Source organism: Psychrobacter sp. BI730 (assembly GCF_013414195.1).
Classification (GTDB): domain Bacteria; phylum Pseudomonadota; class Gammaproteobacteria; order Pseudomonadales; family Moraxellaceae; genus Psychrobacter.
The window spans coordinates 1-23650 of record NZ_JAATTV010000001.1 but is presented as its reverse complement, the minus strand read 5'-3'; the positions used below and the strand labels follow the sequence as shown (position 1 = coordinate 23650).

The window sequence follows — 23650 nt, the reverse complement described above, 5'->3', positions numbered from 1 at the left end:
TTGGCTGTATTCACATAACGATGAGTAGGTGAATGCGTTTGTTTTCCTATCCGCCTGCATGAGAATTTTCACGCCTATTTTGCTGTTTCTCTGTATGTGTTATTTCTTAAATACTATTTATCAGTCGCTACTTTCCAAATACTACTTATCAAAATCAAAGCTCAGTGCTGGTAATACCTTGCCGCGTACTTCACCAAAGCCAACACGGATGCCGTCTTTTTTGCTATAGCCTTTCATGATGACCGTATCACCATCTTCGATAAAGCTGCGCGTCTCGCCGCCTTTTAGCGTGACTGGTTTGGTAGCGTTCCAAGCAATCTCTAGCATTGAGCCATAAGAATCAGGCGTTGGCCCAGAAATCGTACCTGAACCCATCATGTCACCGACTTCAACTTTGCAACCAGTGATGGTGTGGTGGGTAAGCTGCTGTGCCATTGACCAATACATGTATTTAAAATTGGTCTCACAAATGATGGTCGCTGTTTCCGCATTTTTAGGTAGTAATTCAACCGATAGATTGATGTCAAAGCTGTTGTCGCTCGATTTTTCATTTAAATAAGCAAGTGGCTTGGGTTCTTGTGTTGGACAAGCTGTTTTGAACGGAGCCAACGCATCCATGGTGACAATCCAAGGAGAAACCTCGGAGGCAAAGGTCTTAGCATTAAATGGACCTAAAGGCACGTATTCCCATTTTTGGATATCTCGTGCTGACCAGTCATTGAGCAACACCATGCCAAAAATATGATCAGCGGCATCATCTACGGCGATTGGCTGACCGATATGATTGCCTTTACCAACGACAAATGCGGTCTCTAGCTCAAAATCCAAGCGCTTACAGGCAGAGAAGATAGGGCGGTCGTCAGGGCTAGGCTTTAGCTGACCGGATGGACGCACGATATCAGTTCCACTGACGATGACGGTGCTGGCGCGTCCGTTATAGCCGACAGGCATTTCGGTCCAATTAGGCAGTAGGGCGTTGTTTGGATCGCGGAACATGGTGCCGACGTTGGTCGCGTGCTCTTTCGATGAGTAAAAATCGGTAAAGCCCGGTACTTGCACTGGCAAATGCATGGTGACGTCTGCTTGCTTAAATAGCGCCTTTTTTTGCAAGTCTGCATTGTCACGTAGGGTGTCATTGTCGCTAGACAGCAGTGTCTGAATCGTCGTACGTGCTTGCGTCCAATTGTCTCGACCAGAATCAATAAAAGCATTTAGCGTAGATTGGTCAAAATACGGACCACCGTTCAAACTTAATAATCCTTCGGCTTCGAGTACAGATAGATCCAGTACATGCTCACCGATGGCAACGCCTGCACGGCGCTTGCTATCACCAGCAGCGTCTTTGGTCTCGCTAAAGATGCCATAAGGAAGGTTGTGAATAGAAAAGTCAGAGTCAGCAGCGATATCGATAAAAGAGGTGAGGGTGCTGTCAGTCGTTGACATGATTTGCTCCTTGCTAATATACATTATGAATTACGTTATAATTAATTACTTACGTATAATGTAATTTATTGATATATGGATTGCAAGTTTTTTGTGCAATGTCTTTTGTGAAAAGGCTGCTTTGAAAAGTGGTTGTCAGTGTTTTAGCTAAACGGTTCTGACTAGATGATTTTAATAAAATAGTTTTGACGAAATAATTTTGATTAAATACTAGGCACAAAAAAAAGGCCAAGCAATCGCTCAGCCTTTCTTATCTATGTTTATTTTTTATAAAGTTACATATTGAGGAACATGTTAAGTAACTTGGACTAATTAATCTTTTAAGACGTCTGCCATGGCATTGGCCACATAGTCGATGTTGCTGGTATTTAGGCCAGCCACACACATACGTGAGTTAGATACCATATAGATACCAAACTCAGTCTGTAAACGCTCGACTTGCTCAGGCGTCAAGCCAGTAAAGCTAAACATACCGTTTTGACGAGTGATGTAATCAAAGTTACGGTGAGGGATTTTGGCTTCTAACACTGACTTTAGCTTTAGGCGCATGGCTTTGATACGGTCGCGCATCGCATAAACTTCGCCAACCCACTGCTCATATAGTGCTTCATCATTCATGACGATATCGACCACGCGTCCACCATGTGATGGGGGGCTTGAGTAAATACGGCGTACGGTTGCGTTAAGTTGACCGAATACGCGCTCGGTTTCGTCTACGGTTGGGCAGACGACTGATAGGCCGCCGACGCGCTCGCCGTATAGCGATAAGTTTTTAGAGAATGAGTTGCTAACAAACAATGGCAAGCCCATCTCAACCGCTTTACGAATAGCGTAAGCGTCGCTGTCCATGTCTTCGCCAAACCCTTGATAAGCGATGTCCATGAATGGAATCAGTTCACGTGCCTTCACGACGTTGAGTACAGTATCCCATTGCGCTTGGGTCAAATCCATACCGGTTGGGTTATGACAGCATGGGTGTAGCAAGATGACGTCGTTTTTGTTCAATGTCTCAAAAAACGCAATCATTTCCTCAAATTTGATACTGCTGTTGGCTTTGTCGTAGTACGGGTATTTACCCACTTCTACATCAGAGCCTTCAAAGATAGCAATATGGTTGCCCCATGTTGGATCGCTCACATAGCACTTAGCTTGTGGGAACCAGTCATGGATAAACTCAGCACCAACTTTCAATGCGCCAGAACCACCGATTGTAGCGATAGTAGCGACCAAGCCGTCTTTTAAAATCTGAGCGTCTTTACCAAACAGTAATTCCTGACAGCCTTTACGGTGGCCTGGAAGACCTGCCATTGGTAGGTATGGACGCGGTGCGATAGGATCAGCAATACGCTCTTCGGCTGTTTTTACACAGTCGAGTACAGGCAATACGCCATTCTCATCATAATAAATACCAATACCTAAATTGACCTTGTTAGGATTGCTATCTGCTGAGTATTTTTCCATAAGACCTAAGATTGGATCACCAGCGTAATAATCGATACGTTCAAACATGCCATTTCCTTATAAAAATATAAACCGAGCAGCCGAAAATCATAGAGCAAATTGATGATTAACTCAACATGAGAGTGGGTTATCTGGTGCAATTAGTAAAATAAATACCCAAATAAGTTATTTATCTGCTTATCAAAGGCATTTGAGGGGCTATACGTCATTCGCTAGACGATGAGTCAGAGTGATGTAGGTCGTTATAATGGGTCGCAAAATACGTTTGCAAGAACTGCTTAAAAGCAATGGTCGCCGGAGAGAGCGCCCGTGAAGCACGTTGATAGATAAAGAATTGCCGCATTTTGACTGGTTGAGTGAGTGGTCGCATCAGCAGACTATTGGCGCTGACCCAATCAATAACTTCAGGCATATAAGGCAGACACAGCGTGATACCAAAGCCTTGGCGTGTCATCTCAAGCGCGGTGGACATAAAGTTCACCTTGTATCGAGCTTGTTGAACGTGAACGGAGATAGAGTCGTCGAGCTCTGCGGTTACTTGATCTAGGAACGGGCCTTGTAAGGTAATCAGCGGCGTTTCTAATAAATCTTGCCAAGTGATTTCGTCTCTTTGTGCCAGTGCATGATTGTCTGGCATAACCACACAAAATGGTAGCTGATACAACAAGTCAGCCCCGATATCATCTTCAGTTTCTATAAAACCAAGCTCAGTACCAACGCCTAAATCGACTTCGATATCTTGGATATGCTTAAGCAAATTCTCGGCTGAACAGTCCAATAGCGAGACGCCGATATTTGGATATTCTTTGGCAAATTGGGCGATGACGGCAGGTAGGGATGATGCTGCAAACTGTGATACAGCCAAGCGCACCTGACCTTGGGCCAAGCTGGTCAAACTACTTGCTTCATTTTCAAACAGCTGCATCTCATTCAAGATGCGCCGCGCTTGCGGTAGTAGATGCTGTCCTACTGCTGACAGAGACAACTGGCGAGTGGTGCGATCAAACAGCACGATACCGAGGCCAGTCTCTAATTCCTTAATCAATCCACTAACGGCAGATTGGGTCAGATACATCTGTTCGCTCGCACGAGTAAAGCTGCCATTGTCAGCGACTTTGATAAATGCGGTCAATTGGCGAATGCTGATATTCATAAGTAAACCTGATAAATAAATCATAAAAAACAATTAGTCTTATAAATAAAGCTAATCTAATATAAATAAAACGTCAACAATAAAGATTGATTACTAATCGTTTTATAGACTTTTACTAATAATCGATTTTTTACCACCAATTGAAATTAAGGATAATTACAATGGCAGATTTATTTGACAACCCAATGGGACTAAATGGATTTGATTTTGTAGAGTTTGCTTCTCCGCAGCCTGATGCAGTCGACGCATTGTTTAAGCAGCTTGGTTTTGCCCATGTCGCCAATCATCGCTCGAAAGACGTTGCGCTATACCGCCAAGGTGATATCAACCTTATCCTAAACCGCGAACCAAAAAGCCAAGCCAGCTACTTCGTTGAAGAGCACGGCGCTGGTGCTTGTAGCATGGGCTTTCGGGTAAAAGATGCCAAAAAAGCGTATGAGCGTGCGGTTGAAATGGGCGCGCAGCCAGTAGACGTGCCAACTGGGGTGATGGAGCTTAGATTGCCAGCTATCAAAGGTATCGGCGGCTCACTAATCTATTTGATTGACCGCTATAAAGATGGCGAATCTATCTATGACGTCGACTTTGAGTTCTTTGCAGATATCGACAGAAACCCTGTCGGCTATGGCTTCAAAGTTATCGACCATTTAACGCATAACGTCTATCGTGGACGCATGGCGTACTGGGCAAAATTCTATGAGCGTATCTTTAATTTCCGCGAGATTCGCTACTTTGATATCAAAGGTGAGTACACAGGACTAACCAGTAAAGCCATGACCGCACCCGATGGAAAAATCCGTATTCCACTGAATGAAGAAGCCAAACAGGGCGGTGGTCAAATCGAAGAGTACCTAATGCATTTCAATGGCGAAGGTATTCAGCACATTGCGCTATCCAGTGATGACTTGTTTGCCAGTATCGATAAGCTAAAAGCGGCTGGTATTCCGCTTATGACCGCACCAAATGCTGCTTACTATGAAATGCTGAGCGAGCGCTTACCGAACCATGGTGAAAATGTCGCTGACTTGCAAACGCGCGGTATCTTGTTAGACGGTACGACAGAAGGCGGTGCACCGCGTCTGCTACTACAGATTTTTTCTGAAACTATTTTGGGTAGCCCAGTATTCTTTGAGTTCATTCAGCGTAAAGGTGATTATGCCGATGGCTTTGGTGAAGGTAACTTTAAAGCGTTGTTTGAATCGATAGAGCGCGACCAAGTACGTCGCGGCACAGTCGGTCAGCCAGAGACTGAAACCCTATAATATTATCTAACGCTTAGACCACATTTAATCAATGGACAAGACAAAAGGAGTTTGTGTTGTCCTTAATAGGAGTATTACCTACAAGCACGATTGCAAAGGTAATGCTCTCATTGCGATAAAAGGAATACAGGCATGGAACGCCTATCACAGATAGATTCTCTTAATACTGCCATCGGTACCAATAGCGTTGCTACTAGTAAGCAAAGCAACGATGCGTCCAGTCATTCTAACGCGACAAATAAAAAACAGCCGTATATCTCACACCAGCCAGATAGTAATGGTCATATTCACTATAGTGATGATGAGCAAGCGATGTGGCAAGCGCTGCTGGCACGTCAAGCGGAACAAACGCCCAATCGTGCGTGTACTGCACATCTAGAGGGTTTGACTAAGTTAAACTTACCGACGACGCATATCCCGCAGTTGCATGATATCGATGAGGTATTGCAAGCGACCACAGGTTGGCAAACTGCTGCTGTGCCTGCATTAATTAGCTTTGGTAAATTCTTTAAACTACTGGCCAATAAGTCCTTTCCTGTGGCGACGTTTATTCGTCGATTTGATGACATGGACTATATTGAAGAGCCTGATATCTTTCATGAAATCGTTGGGCATTGTCCGCTATTGACTCATCCTGCGTTTGCAGCCTTTAATGAGACGTATGGTAAGCTTGGTCTTAGCGCAACAAAAGAGGAGCGTTGGTTTTTAGCACGACTGTATTGGTTTACCATTGAGTTTGGCTTGGTCGGCAGTCGCGTGGAAAATCGTAGAATCTATGGCGGCGGTATATTAAGCTCACCTTCTGAAACGGTCTACGCACTTGATCGGACGCCGCAAGAGCTTTCAATCGCTCAAAATAAGCCGCAATCTCAACCTCAGTCTCAACCTGAGCACCGAGCGTTTGATTTGCTCGATGTGTTGCGGACGCCTTATCGTATCGATCAGATACAGCCGATCTACTATGTCATCGATGAATTAGATACCTTATTTGATATCGTCAATAGTGACATTATGGGTATGGTCAAAAAAGCTATGTCGCTTGGACTATTTGAGCCGACCTATCCAGAAAAAACTCGTTAAAAACCTCAATTCAAAATTAAACATGAAAACCAACACTTCAGTGCGGAATATTGAGATAGCAGCAAAGCTATATCAACATGAACGTACGAGTATTAGAAACTAGCTATCAAAACAACCATTAAAAACTGACATCGAAAACAGCCACTATAAAAGGATTTTATTATGACAGCGTTATCACAAAACAGCTGCGAAGCTTGCCGCATTGGCGCACCGAAAGTCGATGAAGCCGAAGCAAAAGAATTATTACCGCAAATTCCTGATTGGTCACTAATTGAGGTGGATGGTATTCAGCAATTGCAGCGTCAGTACAAATTTAAAAACTTCGTCTCAGCAATGGCATTTGCCAATCAACTGGCAGAAATCGCTGAAGCAGAAGGGCATCATCCGGGTATATTGGTAGAGTGGGGTAAGGCTACGGTCACTTGGTGGTCGCATAGTATCAAGGGTTTGCATCGTAATGATTTTGTCATGGCAGCTAAGACCGATGACTTACTAGGCAAGTAATAAGTTGCTTCACTAGCAAGTCACTTTAATCGTACTTCTACCATTAAAATTAAAATCAAACCCAATTTAGTGCCAGTATTTACTGGCATTTTAAGGATGTGTCATGCCACCAAAACCTCTCACCTTAATCAGTGCCAAGCTCGCCTTTATCATATCCGCCATCGTTATCGGTATCATGGGTATCACCATGATCGGCTTTGGCTGGGTGCCTCATCTGTCATTGATACTCGCCATCTGTGTGCTACTGGCTATCGGTATCTTTAAAGGTCTCAGCTTTGATGACATGCAAGCACAAATGGCATCAGGCGTCATGCGCGGTATTGGTGCCATCTATTTGTTCTTCTTTATCGGACTGATGGTTGCGGCTTTGATGATGTCGGGTGCGATTCCAACGCTTATGTATGTAGGCTTTCAGCTGATCTCACCTGAGTACTATTACATTTCTGCCTTTATCTTGACCTCTATTATTGGTATTGCTTTGGGTAGTAGTCTAACTACAGCTGCGACTTTGGGTGTTGCGTTTATCGGGATGAGTAATGCGTTTGATGCCAATGTGGCGATAGCAGCGGGGGCAGTGGTATCAGGTGCGTTCTTTGGCGATAAGATGTCGCCATTATCTGATACCTGTACTATTGCTTCCTCTGTAGTGGGTATCGATCTGTTTGAGCATATTCGCAATATGATGTATACGACAGTGCCTGCATGGATACTGACAGTCGTCTTATTTTGGATGTTCTCAGGGCAGACGACTAGTGCTGATCTGAGTCAAGTGACCATATTGCAAGGTCAGCTGATAGACAGTGGTCTGGTACATGGGTATTCAGTATTACCCTTTGTCGTATTAGTCGGATTGGCACTGTTTCGGGTCAATGCGATTTATACGATTATTTGTACCATTGCCGCGGCACTTATTATTACTTACGTACACAGCTCACCAAGCTTTGGACAATTGGGTGGGTATCTGTTTGCAGGGTATGCTCCTGCTGAGTCATTAGAGCTGGGTGAGGTAGGTGGTATGCTGTCGCGTGGCGGTGTACAGAGTATGTTCTTTACTCAGGCGATTGTGATACTGGCATTAAGCTTAGGTGGTCTATTAACGGCACTAGGGATTTTGCCTGCACTGCTATCTGGTATTAAAGATACATTGACGACATCAGGCCGAGCTATCTTTGCGGCAGCGATGTCGGCATTGAGCATTAACGTGCTGATTGGTGAGCAGTACTTGAGCATCTTATTGTCTGGTACGGCCTTTCGTTCGACATTTGAGCGCTTACATCTACATCCGAAGAATCTGTCGCGGACGATTGAGGATGCAGGAACGGTGATCAATCCACTGGTGCCGTGGAGTGTGTGCGGAGTATTTATCAGTCAGGCGCTAGGGGTGCCGGTATTAGACTATCTGCCTTATGCATTCTTCTGTTATTTGTCACTGCTGCTGACGCTGCTATTCGGGTTTACTGGGGTGACGATTAGTCGGGTTAAAGAGGGGAAGGTGGTTGAAGCATGATAAGTGATGATTGATAAAAAAAGGTGGGGCTAATATTAGCCCCTCCTTTTTTGTTTCGAAATACGTAACTACTGATCTTCCGTTTGCGCATCCTGACTTTTGACGATTTTATGCTGATCCTCTGTGCTATCGACTTTCCAGTAGCTAGAAACATATAAATGCGTCTTTGGTATTGCGCACTCAACTTTGAAGTACTGGCGCAGTGCACGCATACTATGGAACTCACAAGCTGCCCAAACAGCAGGTTGACCATCAAGCCAGTTCAATGATTTAACACAGTCCAGTAAAGGGCTATCGTCTGCATTTGGATGCGCGTTAATCACCCAATTTATCTCGACGTTCTCTGGTTTTTTGAGCGTCTGACGATCTGCTTCAGTCGTCACTTCAAGTACTGCGTAACCACGAGCATCGGCAGGCAATTGTGCCAAATTGACCGTAATCGCTGGTAGAGCGGTCATATCGCCGACTAATAAAAACCAATCTGCTTCATTATTAATGAGTTTTTTTGGCCCTGGACCACCTATTAGAATCTGATCACCGACTTGCGTATTTCGTGCCCATGCCGATGCAGGTCCTTCCGTCTCATGTAAAGCAAAATCAATATCTATTGCGTCTTCACGTTGCACGCTCACCGTATAAGTACGCATCAGTGGGCGGCTACCTGCATCTTGAGGGAATATCAGTTTGATATAAGCACTTTCTTGATCGATAGGGAAATCAACCATGCCAGCACCGCCAAGCGTGACACGGCACATATTTGGCGTAATGTATCTAGTGCCAATAACTTCTAGTACTCTTGGAGTAGGTTTTGCCATATTGTGCTTTCCTTCTAACAGCGGGTTAGGGGTTGGCTTACTAATAGCACCAACCCGCTGCTTGTAAATTTTATTAAAAATTGGCTTTTAGGCTGACTGACATTTGACGTTCAGGTCCCATCCAGCAGTTATTGATGTCGTAACAAGCACCGACATAGGTTTTGTCAAACAGATTGTTGATACTCGCGCCGACAGCGAGCATTGGGTTGATCTGATAATTACCGCCAATATCGACCAACGTTACGCTTGGTAGCTCATCTGTATTTTGTCTATCGATCTGCATACCATCTTCATAACGAACACCAGCATTGAGAGTGAGTTTGTCCGTAGCATAGTAGTCCGCCCATAGCGTGGCTTTATGCTTGGCTACTTGGGCAGGGGTGTTGCCGACCACTTCAGGGTTAATCTCTTCTTCTGTGATCTCAGCATCGGTGTAGCTATAGCTTGCCGCGAGATCTACCCAGTCATTGAGCATACGGCTACCTGATATCTCAAAGCCTTTAGATGCAATTTCACCGGTTTGGGTTTGGTTTCTATAGTTGACGTAGTCTGAAACCACGACATTTTTTTGTGTGATGTCAAATACAGCAATTGTTCCTTGAGTGGCACGATCTTTTGACAAGTACTTCACCCCGGCCTCTAGCTGATCGGCAGTGGTTGGCTCAAACGGCTCATCAGTAATAAAGTTACTACCGACTACTGGCTGGAATGACTGCGAGTAGCTCATAAACGGTGATAGACCATTATCAAAGTTATAAATAGCAGCAAGACGTCCACTGGTTTCTGACGCATCATTGTCGATCATTTCTTCGCTAGGGATTTCACCTTTCGATGTATCGGTTCGATCAAGGATACTTTTGAATTTATCATGTCGTAAGCCTGCCACCACTGTCCAGTCTTGCCACGTCATTTCATCTTGCACATAGAGTCCAAGCTGGCTTTGTTCGATATCATCGTATCGATTAAAATTATCTAATGGTAAAGTGTCAGTATTGATTTGTGAGAAATCTGGATTCGATAAATCAAGGTTTGGTGTGCCATCTGCGCCAGCGTTATAGTAATCAGCAGTGCTATCTGTCTCTTGATACTCAATACCGAACAGTAGATTGTGTGAGGTGTTAGCTGTATTGAATTTATAGGCAAGCTGGTTGTCTGTGGTCCAGTTTTTCATGCTTTCATCTGTTGTGTAAGCTATACGGTTTAGTATCGTGTCACTACCGGGAACATAACCTTTTGAATTATAAATATTACGTTGCTGCGCTTCGGCATCGGTATAGCGCGTGATATGTTTAAACGTTAACTTATCATTGATATCCCAGTTTACGGTGACGCTTGGCATGAATACTTCTTTGCTAAATTTATTCCATTCATCACCTGCATAAGCATCGCTACCCAATTTGCCATAGCTGGCATTGTAGACGGTGCCAACAGCAGGCAATGGGGTAGAAGGTACCATCTCTGGATCGTCTTGATAAAACAGATTAGCAAGTACTGAGACATCATCCGTCGCCTGCCATTCAAGGGATGGATTAATCAGCAATCGCTCTTCTTCTGTGGTTTGCATTTGACCGTCTTTTTGGCGTTTTAGCGCGACTAAGCGATAGTTCAATGTGTCCGTGATAGGCCCTGTACTATCGACGGCCACTTCTTTTAGATTTTGATTGCCGAGTCGTAGCTGCACTTCGTTCTCTTGAGTACTCTTAGGAGCTTTGGCTATTTGGTTCACCATACCGCCGGGTGCTGCATAGCCATACAACGAAGATGCTGAACCTTTCACTACCTCGACCGCTTCAGTTGCATAGATATCTACTTGGGGCATCAGGTTATATGTACCATCATAAGGCAATCTTAGACCGTCATAAAAGTTTGAATAGGTCTTAAATCCGCGAATGTTGTATTCGTCAAAGATAGAGACTGTACCGCGGCTCTCAGCGCTTACGCCTGGTTCATAACGTAATGCAGCATTGATACTATCTGCCTGACGCTTTTGTAATAGTTCTTGATCGATTTTGGTATAGCTCATTGGCGCATCGTTTGGGTCCAATGCAGTTTTGGTGCCAGTACTACGATAGCCATCTGAGTAGACGGTAATAGCATCTAAGGTGGCTGATGGTGTAGCAGCCTCATCGTTTTCAGTATTGTCTGTCGTCTCTAAAGCGTAAGCGGCGTGACTCATACCCATGATCAGGCCAATTTGTACTGCTGTGGTGAGATATTTTTTGCGAATGACGTTAGTGGTTAGATGAGACCGCATCAGATTTCCTCTTGGACTAAAATGATTAAATATTATTTATGACAGTTAAAGCAAATTTATGACGACGCTAATAATAACACTAATGATAATTATTATCATTAAAAAATTACAACGAGACAGTTTTGAGAAGTATTTGCACTATTATCAAGAGGCTAAAGACAGAGTATTGCGAATAGAGCCATGCAGACTTACTGTTTTGAACGATGTATTTTAAACGATGGTTTTTGTCAGAATTTTCTCGTATTATGCAGCAGCATTCTAAATACAATTATTTACAGTAGAGTTTTTACATCGCTGTATTGCAGTCATCATACGGCGTCATCCTAGTTCTTTGCGAGACTTTTTAAGATTGGCCTTGCAAGCAGATACATCACTATTATCGATAGGTTTACGTTGTTCATTGAGCAACCAAAGATTGTTTAAGGTCACATTTATGGACAAACCCTCCAACCAATCCACCAACAACCAACGCTATTTCACAGTGTGGCGTTGGCATTTTTATGCAGGCATTTTTGTTGCTCCCTTTTTAATTGTCTTAGCGATAACGGCGCTCGGTATGCTGTTTATGTCCAACACAGTAGGACGTGATAACGACCGCTTAACGGTTATCGTGCCAGAGTCTACGGTTCAAGCACCTGTCTCTACTCAAGCAAAGAACGCGCTGAGCACCTTGTCTGATAGCACACTGGTTAAATATATCGCCCCTCGTGATACCGATACGGTGGCTTTATTTCAGATAAAATCAGACGACCAAAACAATATGGTGGCAGTCAACCCCTATACAGCCGATATCGTCCAAAGTGTGCCTACCAGTAGTGGTCTTTATAGTACGTTCAATGATATTCACAGTGATTTGCTGATTGGTAAAGTTGGTGATTATTTGTTAGAAACGGCGGCATCACTGACCATTTTAATGATTTTGTCTGGTTGGTATCTGTGGTGGCAAAAACGTAAATCAGTCAAAGCGATGTTGATACCTAACGAGAGGGTAAGCCATAAGAAAAAACGCTCTTTTATCCGTACGATTCATGCGACATTGGGTAGTTGGATATCTGTGCTGCTACTGTTTTTCTGTATATCAGGTATGGCATGGGCAGGTGTGTGGGGTGAGAGAGTGGTGCAAGCATGGAGCCAGTTCCCTGCGGGTAAGTGGGGCGTTGCACCTGTCCCCGTATCGATTGACCACAGTCAACATGCTGCCATGCAAGAGTCTACACCAGCGCCGCATGTACATGGTGCGGCAGCGTCTGAAGCGCATACTGAAGCACCCACGCATGGCAGTGCTCTAAACTCAAGCGACACCAAAGAAGTTCCTTGGGTGCTTGAGCTGACGCCGATGCCTGTGTCAGGCACGACCATGGGTAAAGATGGTATCGCTGCTAATATCCCGATTATGATTGATACAGTGGATCGCTACGCTCGTGAAATCGGTTTTGTAGGGCGTTATCAATTGAACCTACCACAAGGTAGTACAGGCGTCTGGACCATTAGCCAAGATTCAATGAGCTATGATATGAAAAGTCCGATAGCAGATCGTACGGTACATATCGACCGTTATTCGGGTAATGTCTTAGCTGATATTCATTTTGACGATTATAATGCGTTTGGTAAGTTTATGGCGGCTGGTATCGCGCTGCATATGGGCACGCTCGGATGGTGGAGCGTACTGGCTAATGTACTATTTTGCCTAGCAGTAATCACTATTTGTGTCAGTGGCTATATCATGTGGTGGCAGCGTCGCCCTCGTCAGGCGAGTGATAGCGCGGGATTAAACCCACCAGCTCGCGGCTTAAATGTTTCCGTCTGGTGGCCGCTTGCTATTCCTTTATTAATTGTGGCCATCATATTCCCGACTGCTATTATCGCGATTATAGCTATCGCGCTATTAGACTTTTTGGTGATTTCTCGAGTTGGGTTTTTGCAGAAATGGTTAAAATAAGCGAACGGTAAGATATCGTTGTTCTCGATATAGTAAAAGAGCGCCTTATAGTAAGGCGCTCCTTTTTTTGCTTAAAAATTGCTGATTTTAAGAATGGATTATTTCGAAAAATGCTCAGATTAACTGCTACTTAGCTTAAAGTTGATCAAACGTTTTATGGGATTGAAATAGCTCGGTCCATGCTAGTAGTTAAAGCATTGCTTACTTGAGCATAGCAATGGCATCTTTACTGGCACGCTGTCGCTCTTCGGCATTTAGCTCAATGAGACGGCCTTCTTTCATCAGTAATAATCGATCAGCATGCTCAAAATAACCGTCATCATGACTGATGATAAACAGTGTCTTACCCATGGCTTTTAGCTCAGGGATGAGCGTTTGGTAAAACACGCGGCGAAAAGCAGGGTCTTGGTCGGCTGCCCACTCATCGAGCAGTAAGATGTCCTTTTGTTCGGCGACGGCGATTAGCATAGCCAAGCGTTTGCGCTGACCTTGCGACAACTTATCTGTAGAGAGTTTATGGTCAGACACACTTACTTTTTCTTGTAGATTGAGCTTATGCAGCCAGTCAGACACTAGAACCGTATCAGGCTCATTGCCTTGATCTCCAATCAGCTGCTTAAATAGATGCTGGTCGCTAAAAATTGCAGAAAACACCTGTCTAAAATCGGCATTGTTCTCTGAGTCGACGCATTGTCCATCGACTTGTACCGTTCCTGTGGTAGGAGTAAAGATACCAGTAATGATTTTGGCAAGGGTAGATTTACCGCTACCATTCGCACCGATTAAGAAAACCACGTCACCTCGTTGCAAGGTTAAATTGACGGACTTTAAGATATTATTGGCAGGGTTTTGGTTGTTAGCACTGTTATCGCTATTTTGAGCATTATCATTAACTGCTGTGTCTGTTGCATGACTACTACTGCCTACATAGCGATAATTGATATTATTCAGAGTTATGGACTGCCAGTCCTGTGCAACTGTGTCTGTTGCAAAGCTTGGCTGATGCTCGGCCAATTCTAAAGACTGTATCTTTTCTAGCGCAACTTGGGCGGTCTGCAATGTTGGGTAAGCACCAACCGCATGTAGGAGCGGCGACTGCATAAACAAAATCGTCAAAGAAAAAGTAGTGGCAACTCCCATCGGTATATCAAGATAATTAGCTACTGCAAACACGATACCAATCGATGCGAACATCATAATATTGGACCAGTTCACCGCTGATAAATGAAAAGTATCAGACTTGGTTACGGTCTTCTCGTACGATTTGGCATGAGCCAAGAAGTCATCTGTATATAGTTTTTCTGCTCGGTGTTGGTTAAGTGCTAGCTCTTTGCGACCTTCTATTATCGATTGATAATCCTGATATAACGCGTCATTAATCTCTCTCAATTCGGTTAAATGCGTATAGACATGCTTGACCAATATGGTACTTATCCAAATCGTCATCACAATCCAAAACATGACAATGAACAATAATGGCAATGACAACCAGCCCAGATATAGCCCAACGCCAACAGACAAAATAATACCTTGTACCAGCTCCGGCATACGGACAAAAGCAACAGTAATCGATTGAATGTCTGAGGATAAGCTGGCAAGTAAGCGTGCACTACCCAAATGATCTATCTGAGGCACGGTGGTATCGATGATTTGTTTGACCAATTTGGTTCTAAGCTCATAGACAAATCGATGCCCCAATCGCGTCAATGCATATTGCGACAAAAACGTCGTCACTAGCAGTAATAGTACCAGCAGGGAGAACTGCCCCAAGCTGAGCCAAGATAAAGTGTCAAATACTGGCTGACTAATAAAGGTGTGATTGATATAGGCAATTATACCGACGCTGACAGCGGCATTGACCAAATTTAGCAAAATGACTTTGAGAAAAGGCAGACGATAATTCGCCCAAATCATATGATATAAAGAAGCGGTCGTACGAGAGGACGCTGTGGTATGAGAAGACGCTGTGGTACGAGAAGACATAGTAACTCAGTAATAAAATAAATTTTTGATAGCAGAAAAGGGAGTAGGTCGCGCCTAATCCCTTTTATAAAACCTAAGAAAGCCTACTAATAAAGCTTAAAAATCGAACGTTGCCGATACTTTTAAGGCCGTTGGTTCACCTGCATTTAGATAGCCTGCATCTGAATAACCGCCTACTGACTGCCAGTAGTCTTCACCTGTGACATTGGTTACCATGCCTTTTAGAGTAACGTCTTGTCCTGCCAACATAGTGCGATAGCGTGCACCAAGGTCTAAGGTAGTATAACCATCAACCTTTAAGGTATTGGCATTATCCGAATAACGAGAGCCTGTGTGGATAATATCGCCCGTCAATGTCAGTCCTTCAACGGCGGCTAAATCATACTCTAGGTTGACATTGCTCTGTAAGGTAGGCACACCAATCACTCGATTGCCATCTAATGCACTATCACCAGTGTCTTTTTGCTTAGCACTTAAGTAAGTAACACCCGCATTAAGGCGCATGTTTTCACTTGGGCTACCAAAGACAGTCAACTCCACACCTTGATGACGATTTTCTCCAGCATCAGTAAACGTATTTGAGTTGTTGATATAAGCACGCGGTTCATCAGTTCGGAAGACAGCGAGACTACTGCCAATCATACCATTGTCGTATTTCACACCCAGTTCAGTTTGCTCACTCACGTACGGATCTAGATTTTGACCACCATTAGTGACAGCGTCATTATCGTTAGTTAGAGGCGCTCTTTTTCCTGGTGCTAGACTTTCGATATAATTACCATATACAGACCAGTCCATCGTTGGCTGATAAATGATACCGACGCTTGGTGTCCATGCGCTTTCATCATAGCTAGCTGTTTTGGCTTGGGTATTATAGTCATAGCTGGTTGTTTTTAAGTTCTGATGACGCACGCCTACCGTAGTTTTTAGCTTATCGTCGAACAGTGATATGGTGTCTGCTAACGCAAAGCTTTGAAACTGCTTTTTGTTGGTTAGTTTTGGATCGTCTAAGTTACCACCGAAGATTGCTGTGCTTGTAAAAGGGACCTCAGCGTAGTCGGTAGGGTGGTACAAATTGGTCGCGGGTTGATTACCAAAATCATACGCGAATGCACCTTTTTCTTCTTGGTCATAGAGATCAGCTGCTAGTACCCAATTATGAGCCACTTCACCCGTTTGCCATTTACCACGCAGACCGAGCTCGGCACTTTGTACTAAATCTTTTCTGGAATTATCAAAGCGATAAATCGTGCCCGCACCATCAACGTTGTTGACAGTTAACGTGGCTAGTGAGTTTTCTTCCTCGCCACTTCGCACACCGTAAGCACCATAAGCGGTAATGTTATCAGTAAAATCATATTCTCCTCGAATGGTACCAAAGACATCCTCTTCATCGGAGTAGGTCCAAGGTTGCGCCCAATTTTTTGAGCCGTCTGGTGCTTTTGGTACACTAGACACCCCACCAAGATTGACACTAGGACGAGTCTCTGACAGCTTATTGTCTTGCCAGCCCAAATCGGCCGATAGGCGATACTGATCCGCTCTATAATCCAAACCGAGCGCCGCCAGACCCAAGGTCGAAGACTCATCATCTATTGCGCTGTCTCCATCTTGATAAGCAGCATTAAAGCGAACCCCAATAGCGTCATCAGCACCGAAGCGATCACTAACATCTACTGCGACTTTGCCTTGGTCACCTTGACCATAACCAAGCGTCACTTCACGTAGTGGCTCATTACCAGCACGTTTCGGTAGCAAATTGATTGTACCACCTGCGTTACCGCCACTCGGTGCCGCACCATTCAACATTGCTGAGGCACCGCGCTGAACCTCGACGCGCTCGAACAATTCAGTTGCGATATATTGTCTAGGTAGTATGCCGTATAGACCATTGTACATGGTGTCATCTGATGTGGTGATAAAGCCACGCATGAAATAGGCTTCTTGAAAGTTACCAAAACCTCTTGCTACACGAACAGTAGGATCCTTTTTGAGTAGATCGCCTACACTTTGCGCTTGCTGATTGGCGATATATTCATTGGTGTATGAGGTGGTAGAGAACGGCGTATCCATGATGTCTTGGTTACCCAAGATTCCGACGCGGCTGCCGGTCGCAACTTGGCCACCTTCATAGGCGCTTGGTAGTCCATCTGCTGACGCATCAGCACTACTGGTGACTACGATGGTATCAAGTACCACGTTAGGAGTGGTTTGAGCATCTACATCATCTGCCTGTGCCCATGCTGATTGACTCGTTGCTAATACGATGACAGAAGTAGATAGACAGGTTGAGTATAGTGTTTTTAGAGAGGGTGATTTCGTCGATACCAATCGCGAGGGTATAGATGCTAATCGTAGAGAAGAACCAGATACATTCGAAAGATTAAATAACGCAGCAGATAAGCGAGATAGTTGCATGAATATTTCCAGCATGTAAGTTAAATGCTTATTATAATGATAATCATTTCTATTACAATGAATTACTGAGTCAATTTTAAATATACTAGGTTGGGTAAAGTAGGGCTGTTGCTTGATAAGGTGCTAATAGCATCCTTTATAAATAGGGCAGTGCTTTTACATCTGGTGAAGAGTAGGTTTTTTAGGATAAGTAAAAAAGAAGTATAAAGCAGAGGATGGGTTTACCTATTATAAGTAGTCTATATGGACAATTTATTCATTTGAGCCAGTTCACGTATCAATGTATGCTATTGTTTTATCAGGGGCATGGAGTACGCTGGTATCGCCCACCAAAGGTGCAGTCAAACGGAATTGACTGATTTATATAATTGAAATGGATTTTTAAGGTGGCGCTTATGTACGCAGTAATTGGAGCAGGTCCAATGGGGCTCGCTGCAGCCCGAAATTTGCAAAAACTCAATATTCCTTTTGTCGGCTTTGAGCTACATACAGATGTAGGGGGTCTATGGGATATCGACAATCCGCACAGTACCATGTATGAAAGTGCCCATTTGATTTCGTCCAAGCGTATGACGGAGTTCAAAGAGTTTCCTATGAGTGACTCAGTCGCGGCGTATCCTTATCATACCCAGCTCCGTCAGTACTTCCGCGACTTTTCAGATACGTTCAATCTAAAATCACATTATGAATTCTCTACGCGCGTGATCAGCATGGTGCCTGAAGAGGATGGTTGGCGCTTAGTTAGCGAGTGTAATGGTCAAAAGCAGTCGCGACTGTTTGATGGTGTGCTCATCGCAAATGGCACTTTGCATACTCCCAATATGCCAAGCTTGCCAGGCGAATTTTCAGGCACGTTGATGCATTCTTCTGAATATCGTAGCCCGTCAGTGTTTAATGACAAACGTGTGTTGATCGTTGGCTGTGGTAACTCGGGCGCTGATATTGCCGTTGATGCGGTACATCATGCCAAGTCGGTAGATATCAGTCTACGCCGCGGTTATTACTTTCTGCCCAAATTTATCAAGGGTCAGCCGATTGACACACTAGGCGGAAAACTAAAGTTACCGCGTCCAGTTAAGCAGCGTATGGATGCGGCGATGATTCGTATGGTTATCGGAAAGCCTTCTGATTATGGATTGCCAAACCCAAACTATCGCATGTACGAATCACACCCTGTGGTCAATTCATTGGTATTACATCATTTGGGTCATGGTGATATTAAAGCGCGCCGTGATATTCGCCGCATCGATGGGCATACGGTGACTTTTAGTGATGGTGAAAGTCAGGATTATGATTTGATTCTTATGGCGACGGGATACTTGCTTGATTATCCATTTATTGAGCGCGCGCAGCTCAATTGGCCTGCCAATCATGACGCGCCGCAGCTTTATATGAATGTCTTTCATCCTAAGCATGATAATTTATTTATGATGGGTATGGTTGAGGCAGCAGGGCTGGGCTGGGAGGGTCGAAATCAACAAGCACGGCTTGTCGCATTATATATTCAGCAGCGTCAGAAAAATACAGCAGCCGTTAAACAGTTCAATAAAGTGAAACGTAAGCGAGCTGGCAAGACACTCGATGGTGGTTATGATTATATTAAGCTTGCACGTATGGCATATTACGTGAACAAAGATGAATACTTAGAAACGCTGTCCAAGCATATTGCCGAGCTTGAAACAGAGCAGCCTGTATTGGCGTTAGAGGTATGATAGCGGCAGTGGCGTTTGAGCCACGGAGCTTGATTCTGCTAAATCTCATCTTGGCGCTGATGATGTTTGGCGTGTCATTGAGTTTACGTCTCGAAGATTTTAAGCGTGTCGTTTTGTCTCCCATTGCGCCGATAGCAGGTCTGTTTGCTCAATTCTTTCTATTGCCCCTAGCCACGTGTCTGTTTACGTGGGCGTTGAATGTCGATCCCGAGTTGGCGCTAGGAATGATTTTGGTCGCGTCTTGCCCAGGTGGCAGTTTTTCTAACATTATGACTTGGCTGGCACGCGGTAATGTCGCGGTGTCAGTCAGTATGACTGCAGTATCAAGTCTCGCTGCTGCTATATTAACACCAGTCAATTTTGCTTTTTATGGTTGGCTTAACCCACACACGCGTGAGTATCTGACAAAGATAACGATTGAGCCTAGCAGTATTCTGATACTGGTTCTATTAGTGCTAGCGTTACCTTTAGTACTAGGGATGGTAACGGGGCGACGCTCGCCTGATCTGGTCGTGCGTATCCAAAAACCGCTACGTATTTTCTCGCTGCTTGTGCTTATGGCTTTTGTGGCAATCGCTTTTTCTAGCAATTTCGCGCTATTTTTAGAGCGTTTCCATAGCTTTTTTTGGTTGGTCGTTGGCCATAATTGCTTGGCGCTTTCGTTAGGTTATGGCATGGGGCTGATGCTTAAGTTGCCAGTCGCGGATCGGCGCGCGGTGACTTTAGAAGTAGGAATACAAAACTCAGGGCTAGGACTGGTTATTTTATTTACTTTTTTTTCAGAGGCAGGCGGCATGATGCTGATCACGGCGTTCTGGGGCGTATGGCATTTGGTGTCAGGACTGACACTTTCACAAATTTGGGCACGGATACCGTATGAATAAAAGCGTAACGAACAAAAGCATAGTGAATAAACGGATATTAATCACTGGTGCCGCAGGTTACATCGGCCATCAGTTGGGCAATCGCCTGGCTGATCATTACCATGTCGTCGGTACAGATATTCGCAAGCGCGATGACTTAGACTTTCCAATCCACGTATTAGACGTGCGTGATGAGGGTTTGGCAACGTTACTAAAAGAAGAGGGCATCACCCATGTCGTGCATCTCGCTTCTATCTTGCAAGCGTCAAAAGATCGTGCTCGTGACTATGATATCGATGTCAATGGTACGCGCAACGTACTTGATTGCTGCATCAAAGCAGGTGTCGCACATATAACGCTCACCAGCTCGGGTGCTGCCTACGGATATCACGCTGACAATCCTGAATGGATTGATGAGCAAGATGCACTACGCGGTAATCCTGAGTTTGCCTACTCGGATCACAAAAGACAAGTCGAGGAAATGCTTGCAGATTTTCGCGAGCAGCATCCACAACTACAGCAGCTAATCTTTCGACCTGGCACCATACTAGGCGCTGATACGCACAATCAAGTTACCAGTCTGTTTATGGCGCCGCGTGTACTTGCGCTCAAAGGCAGTGAGTCGCCCTTTGTGTTTATTTGGGATCAAGACGTGATCGGCGCGATGGAAATAGGTATTTGCGAGGATAAAACTGGCATCTACAACATGGCAGGCGATGGCGCACTGACGATGAAGGACATCGCAAGCCGACTTAATAAACCGCTATTGACCCTGCCAGTGGGTTTGGTTAAAGCTGGCTTACAAGTGGCAAAGTGGGCCGGTAAGCCAACTGGACCAGAGCAGGTTAATTTTTTGCGTTATCGACCAGTACTGAGTAATAGGCGGCTCAAAGAAGAATTTGGTTACTCTTTGGCAAAAACGTCTGCCGAAACCTTCGAGTACTTCATCGAATGCAATGAATTGCGTAAACCTTGATAGGGAGAAAATCATCGATGCCATCAATATCATCAATAAATGTTACTTTAATCACTGGTGCTGCATCAGGACTTGGTTGGGCGATGGCACGGTACTGGTATGCCGCTGGGCATCACTTAGTACTCGCTGATATAGATGAGCAAGCGCTGATCGCCCGCGCTCGTGAGTTAGAGGACTCTGCTAGAGTCATGACAGTCGTCACTGATATCACTCAAATTGATGATATTGCTGCCCTTATTGAGCAAGTTAGCGAGCGCTTTGGCCGTCTTGATTTATTGGTGAATAATGCTGGGATTACCCATCGATCACCAGCACATCAGACTGATCCTGCGGTGTTCCGCAAAGTTATGGCGGTAGATTGGCAAGGAGCAGTGGAGCTGACCATGGCTGCGTTACCGATGCTAAGAGAATCTAAAGGCCAAATTATCTGTATCGGCTCAATGGCTGGCTGGATGCCCGTTCCTGGACGGGCTGCATACTGTGCGGCAAAAGGGGCGCTGACACAGTTCTTTGAAGTATTGCGCTTGGAGCTAGAGTCTGAGGGTATACATATCCTTATGGTCTATCCTAGCTTTCTTGATACACCTATCGAGAACCACGCGCTCGGCCGTGATGGCAGTATCGCAAAGCATCCACGCTCAATGATCGGTAATATGCGTAGTGCTGAGTGGATGGCCGAACAGATCGATCAAGGTTTGCAGCGGCGCAAACGTTGGATATTGCCGGACCCTCTCTCGCGCTTTGGCAGTTTACTGTGGCGTATTGCGCCAGCTTTATACTTGCGTCAGGTGCGTAAACGTTTTGGAAATGAGTTACGATAGACTGCGTTAGGTGAGAACCTAGAAGAGAGGCTAGCAGTTCATGCAAATTGTCGATAGTGCTATGCTAAAAATACTATGCTGGAGAGCGCTATATTAAAAAACACTATGTTAAAAGTCTCTATGTTAAGAGGTACATTATTAGAGAACACTATGCTAGAAACAATAATCTAGCATAGCGCTTTAACTCATAGCGTTTTAATTTTATGAACTAGTTCAATATTACCTAGCTCAGTATTACCTTTATTGGTACTAATGATTTCTGATTGGTTTGCCAAGCTCTATGGTCTCTTTAGGTGTCGCTGACAGTAGGATTTTTCGCTTCTTGACGCTTATCCCACCAAGCAAAGATATTGGCCAGTATAGAGCCAGAAACAGAATGCCAAATACAAGCAACGGCGGCAGCGATGGCGGACTCTGCATTACCAGGGAAAAACTTAGTGCTTAAGCCCGTGGCCAGACCTGCATTTTGTACGCCAACCTCGATAGATATGGTGCGTTTTTTGGGTTTGCTCATACCAAATAAGGCCCCTGAGTAGTAACCCAATATATAGCCGACGATATTGTGTACCGCAATGGCCAAGATAACGACTAGCCCTGACTGCAAGAACTGATCGCCAAATACAGCGGCAACACCACCGACGATAGCGGCGAAAGCTAAACAGCCACGCCTGGCATCACCGCACGTACATCATTAAACCAGTGTTTGTTTTGGAATAGTATGTTTAACATAGAGCCGATAGCGACTGGCAACAATGTCACTAGTAGCATAAAGCGGAACATACCCCATCCATCCATCTCTACAGATTGACCAACCAAATAATTTAGCCAAAGTGGCGTCACTAACGGTGCAATGATGGTCGATACGGTGGTCATACCTACCGAAAACGCCACATCACCTTTGGCAAGGTAGCTCATAATGTTTGAAGACACACCACCAGGACAAGTACCAACCAATACTAGACCCAGTGTCAACCCAGGTGATAAATCAAACAATCTGGCCACGCTAATCGCTAAAATCGGCATAATGGTATATTGGATAATTGAACCGATAAAAATATCAAGCGGGCGCTGGGCCAACACCTTATAGTCTTCTTTACCTAGTGTCATACCCATTGCGAGCATAATGACACCCAGAACGATGACTTGGGCATCACCTGTCACCCAAGAAAAAGTCGCAGGCTCTATAAATGTCACTGCGGCCGCTAAAATAATAACCAATGCCGTAAATCGACTCAACTGCTGACTTATCATCCTCAAAAACTGCATTTCTCAAATCCTTCTAAGTCCGGAAAATAGTCAAGTATAAGTTCAAAACCACTGTATTTCCAATGGGTTTGGGCAGTTTTTAGCCAACAATAAGTTGCTATTATGACAACTTTAACAGACCTCTTGCAAAAGTGGCAGAGGATTTTACAATAACTAATGCACTCACAACTGGCTGGAAACCATGCCAAACATA

18 protein-coding genes are annotated in these 23650 nt (G+C 44.5%); 9 read left to right on the top strand and 9 right to left on the bottom strand.

Annotation, left to right across the window (positions count from 1 at the left end; genetic code table 11):
• Positions 1-141: 141 nt before the first annotated feature.
• The 3 genes from fahA to HCZ91_RS00075 all read right to left on the bottom strand — a co-directional run bounded on the left by fahA (position 142) and on the right by HCZ91_RS00075 (position 4057).
• Positions 142-1443 (bottom strand): fumarylacetoacetase, encoded by a 1302-nt coding sequence (gene fahA, locus HCZ91_RS00085; protein ID WP_179797178.1) that lies wholly within the window; start codon positions 1441-1443, stop codon positions 142-144.
• 312 nt (positions 1444-1755) lie between these two features.
• Complete coding sequence (locus HCZ91_RS00080; RefSeq protein ID WP_179797177.1) at positions 1756-2952, bottom strand: amino acid aminotransferase; 1197 nt, start codon at positions 2950-2952, stop codon at positions 1756-1758.
• Positions 2953-3109: 157 nt separating this feature from the next.
• Entirely contained in the window at positions 3110-4057 is a 948-nt protein-coding gene (locus HCZ91_RS00075; protein WP_179797176.1) for a LysR family transcriptional regulator, read from the bottom strand.
• 161 nt (positions 4058-4218) lie between these two features.
• Here HCZ91_RS00075 and hppD point away from each other — a divergent pair, with 161 nt between their 5' ends.
• The 4 genes from hppD (at position 4219) to HCZ91_RS00055 (ending at position 8410) form a co-directional block, all read left to right on the top strand.
• Positions 4219-5319 carry a 4-hydroxyphenylpyruvate dioxygenase gene (gene hppD / locus HCZ91_RS00070; RefSeq protein WP_179797175.1) on the top strand — a complete coding sequence of 367 codons (1101 nt, stop codon included), beginning with the start codon at positions 4219-4221 and terminating at the stop codon, positions 5317-5319.
• A gap of 132 nt (positions 5320-5451) precedes the next feature.
• Entirely contained in the window at positions 5452-6399 is a 948-nt protein-coding gene (gene phhA / locus HCZ91_RS00065) for a phenylalanine 4-monooxygenase (protein ID WP_179797174.1), read from the top strand.
• A 162-nt stretch (positions 6400-6561) separates the two neighbouring features.
• Entirely contained in the window at positions 6562-6903 is a 342-nt protein-coding gene (locus tag HCZ91_RS00060) for a 4a-hydroxytetrahydrobiopterin dehydratase (RefSeq protein WP_102092724.1), read from the top strand.
• A gap of 103 nt (positions 6904-7006) precedes the next feature.
• Positions 7007-8410, top strand: a complete 1404-nt coding sequence (locus tag HCZ91_RS00055) for a Na+/H+ antiporter NhaC family protein (protein ID WP_179797173.1) — start codon at positions 7007-7009, stop codon at positions 8408-8410.
• 68 nt (positions 8411-8478) lie between these two features.
• Here HCZ91_RS00055 and HCZ91_RS00050 read toward each other — a convergent pair whose 3' ends face one another.
• Positions 8479-9225 (bottom strand): siderophore-interacting protein, encoded by a 747-nt coding sequence (locus HCZ91_RS00050; protein WP_179797172.1) that lies wholly within the window; start codon positions 9223-9225, stop codon positions 8479-8481.
• Between the two features lie 73 nt (positions 9226-9298).
• The gene (locus HCZ91_RS00045; protein ID WP_179797171.1) at positions 9299-11479 is read right to left on the bottom strand and encodes a TonB-dependent siderophore receptor; all 2181 of its coding nucleotides are present in this window, start codon (positions 11477-11479) and stop codon (positions 9299-9301) included.
• A gap of 433 nt (positions 11480-11912) precedes the next feature.
• Between HCZ91_RS00045 and HCZ91_RS00040 the strand changes: the two genes are divergently transcribed.
• Complete coding sequence (locus HCZ91_RS00040; RefSeq protein WP_179797170.1) at positions 11913-13418, top strand: PepSY domain-containing protein; 1506 nt, start codon at positions 11913-11915, stop codon at positions 13416-13418.
• A gap of 201 nt (positions 13419-13619) precedes the next feature.
• On the opposite strand, the gene HCZ91_RS00035 is transcribed toward HCZ91_RS00040, so the two are convergent.
• Both HCZ91_RS00035 and HCZ91_RS00030 read right to left on the bottom strand, forming a co-directional pair.
• Complete coding sequence (locus tag HCZ91_RS00035; protein ID WP_257019919.1) at positions 13620-15401, bottom strand: multidrug ABC transporter permease/ATP-binding protein; 1782 nt, start codon at positions 15399-15401, stop codon at positions 13620-13622.
• Between the two features lie 96 nt (positions 15402-15497).
• A complete protein-coding gene (locus HCZ91_RS00030; RefSeq protein ID WP_179797168.1) occupies positions 15498-17819 on the bottom strand; it encodes a TonB-dependent receptor in 2322 nt (773 codons plus the stop codon).
• Between the two features lie 395 nt (positions 17820-18214).
• On the opposite strand from HCZ91_RS00030, the gene HCZ91_RS00025 reads away from it, so the two are divergent.
• The 4 genes from HCZ91_RS00025 to HCZ91_RS00010 are packed head-to-tail and all read left to right on the top strand — an operon-like array spanning position 18215 to position 22191.
• Entirely contained in the window at positions 18215-19531 is a 1317-nt protein-coding gene (locus tag HCZ91_RS00025) for an NAD(P)-binding domain-containing protein (protein WP_179797166.1), read from the top strand.
• On the top strand, positions 19528-20415 hold the full coding sequence (locus tag HCZ91_RS00020) for a bile acid:sodium symporter family protein (RefSeq protein ID WP_179797164.1): 888 nt from the start codon (positions 19528-19530) through the stop codon (positions 20413-20415). Before HCZ91_RS00025 ends, HCZ91_RS00020 begins: the two co-directional genes overlap by 4 nt.
• Positions 20408-21370, top strand: a complete 963-nt coding sequence (locus HCZ91_RS00015; RefSeq protein WP_179797162.1) for an SDR family oxidoreductase — start codon at positions 20408-20410, stop codon at positions 21368-21370. Before HCZ91_RS00020 ends, HCZ91_RS00015 begins: the two co-directional genes overlap by 8 nt.
• Positions 21371-21387: 17 nt before the next feature.
• Positions 21388-22191 (top strand): SDR family oxidoreductase, encoded by an 804-nt coding sequence (locus HCZ91_RS00010; RefSeq protein ID WP_218869990.1) that lies wholly within the window; start codon positions 21388-21390, stop codon positions 22189-22191.
• Between the two features lie 289 nt (positions 22192-22480).
• Here the strand turns inward: HCZ91_RS00010 and HCZ91_RS13855 are convergent, their stop codons facing one another.
• Positions 22481-22795 (bottom strand): hypothetical protein, encoded by a 315-nt coding sequence (locus HCZ91_RS13855; RefSeq protein WP_218869988.1) that lies wholly within the window; start codon positions 22793-22795, stop codon positions 22481-22483.
• A 50-nt stretch (positions 22796-22845) separates the two neighbouring features.
• A complete protein-coding gene (locus HCZ91_RS13850) occupies positions 22846-23457 on the bottom strand; it encodes a bile acid:sodium symporter family protein (RefSeq protein WP_218869986.1) in 612 nt (203 codons plus the stop codon).
• Positions 23458-23650: the final 193 nt, after the last annotated feature.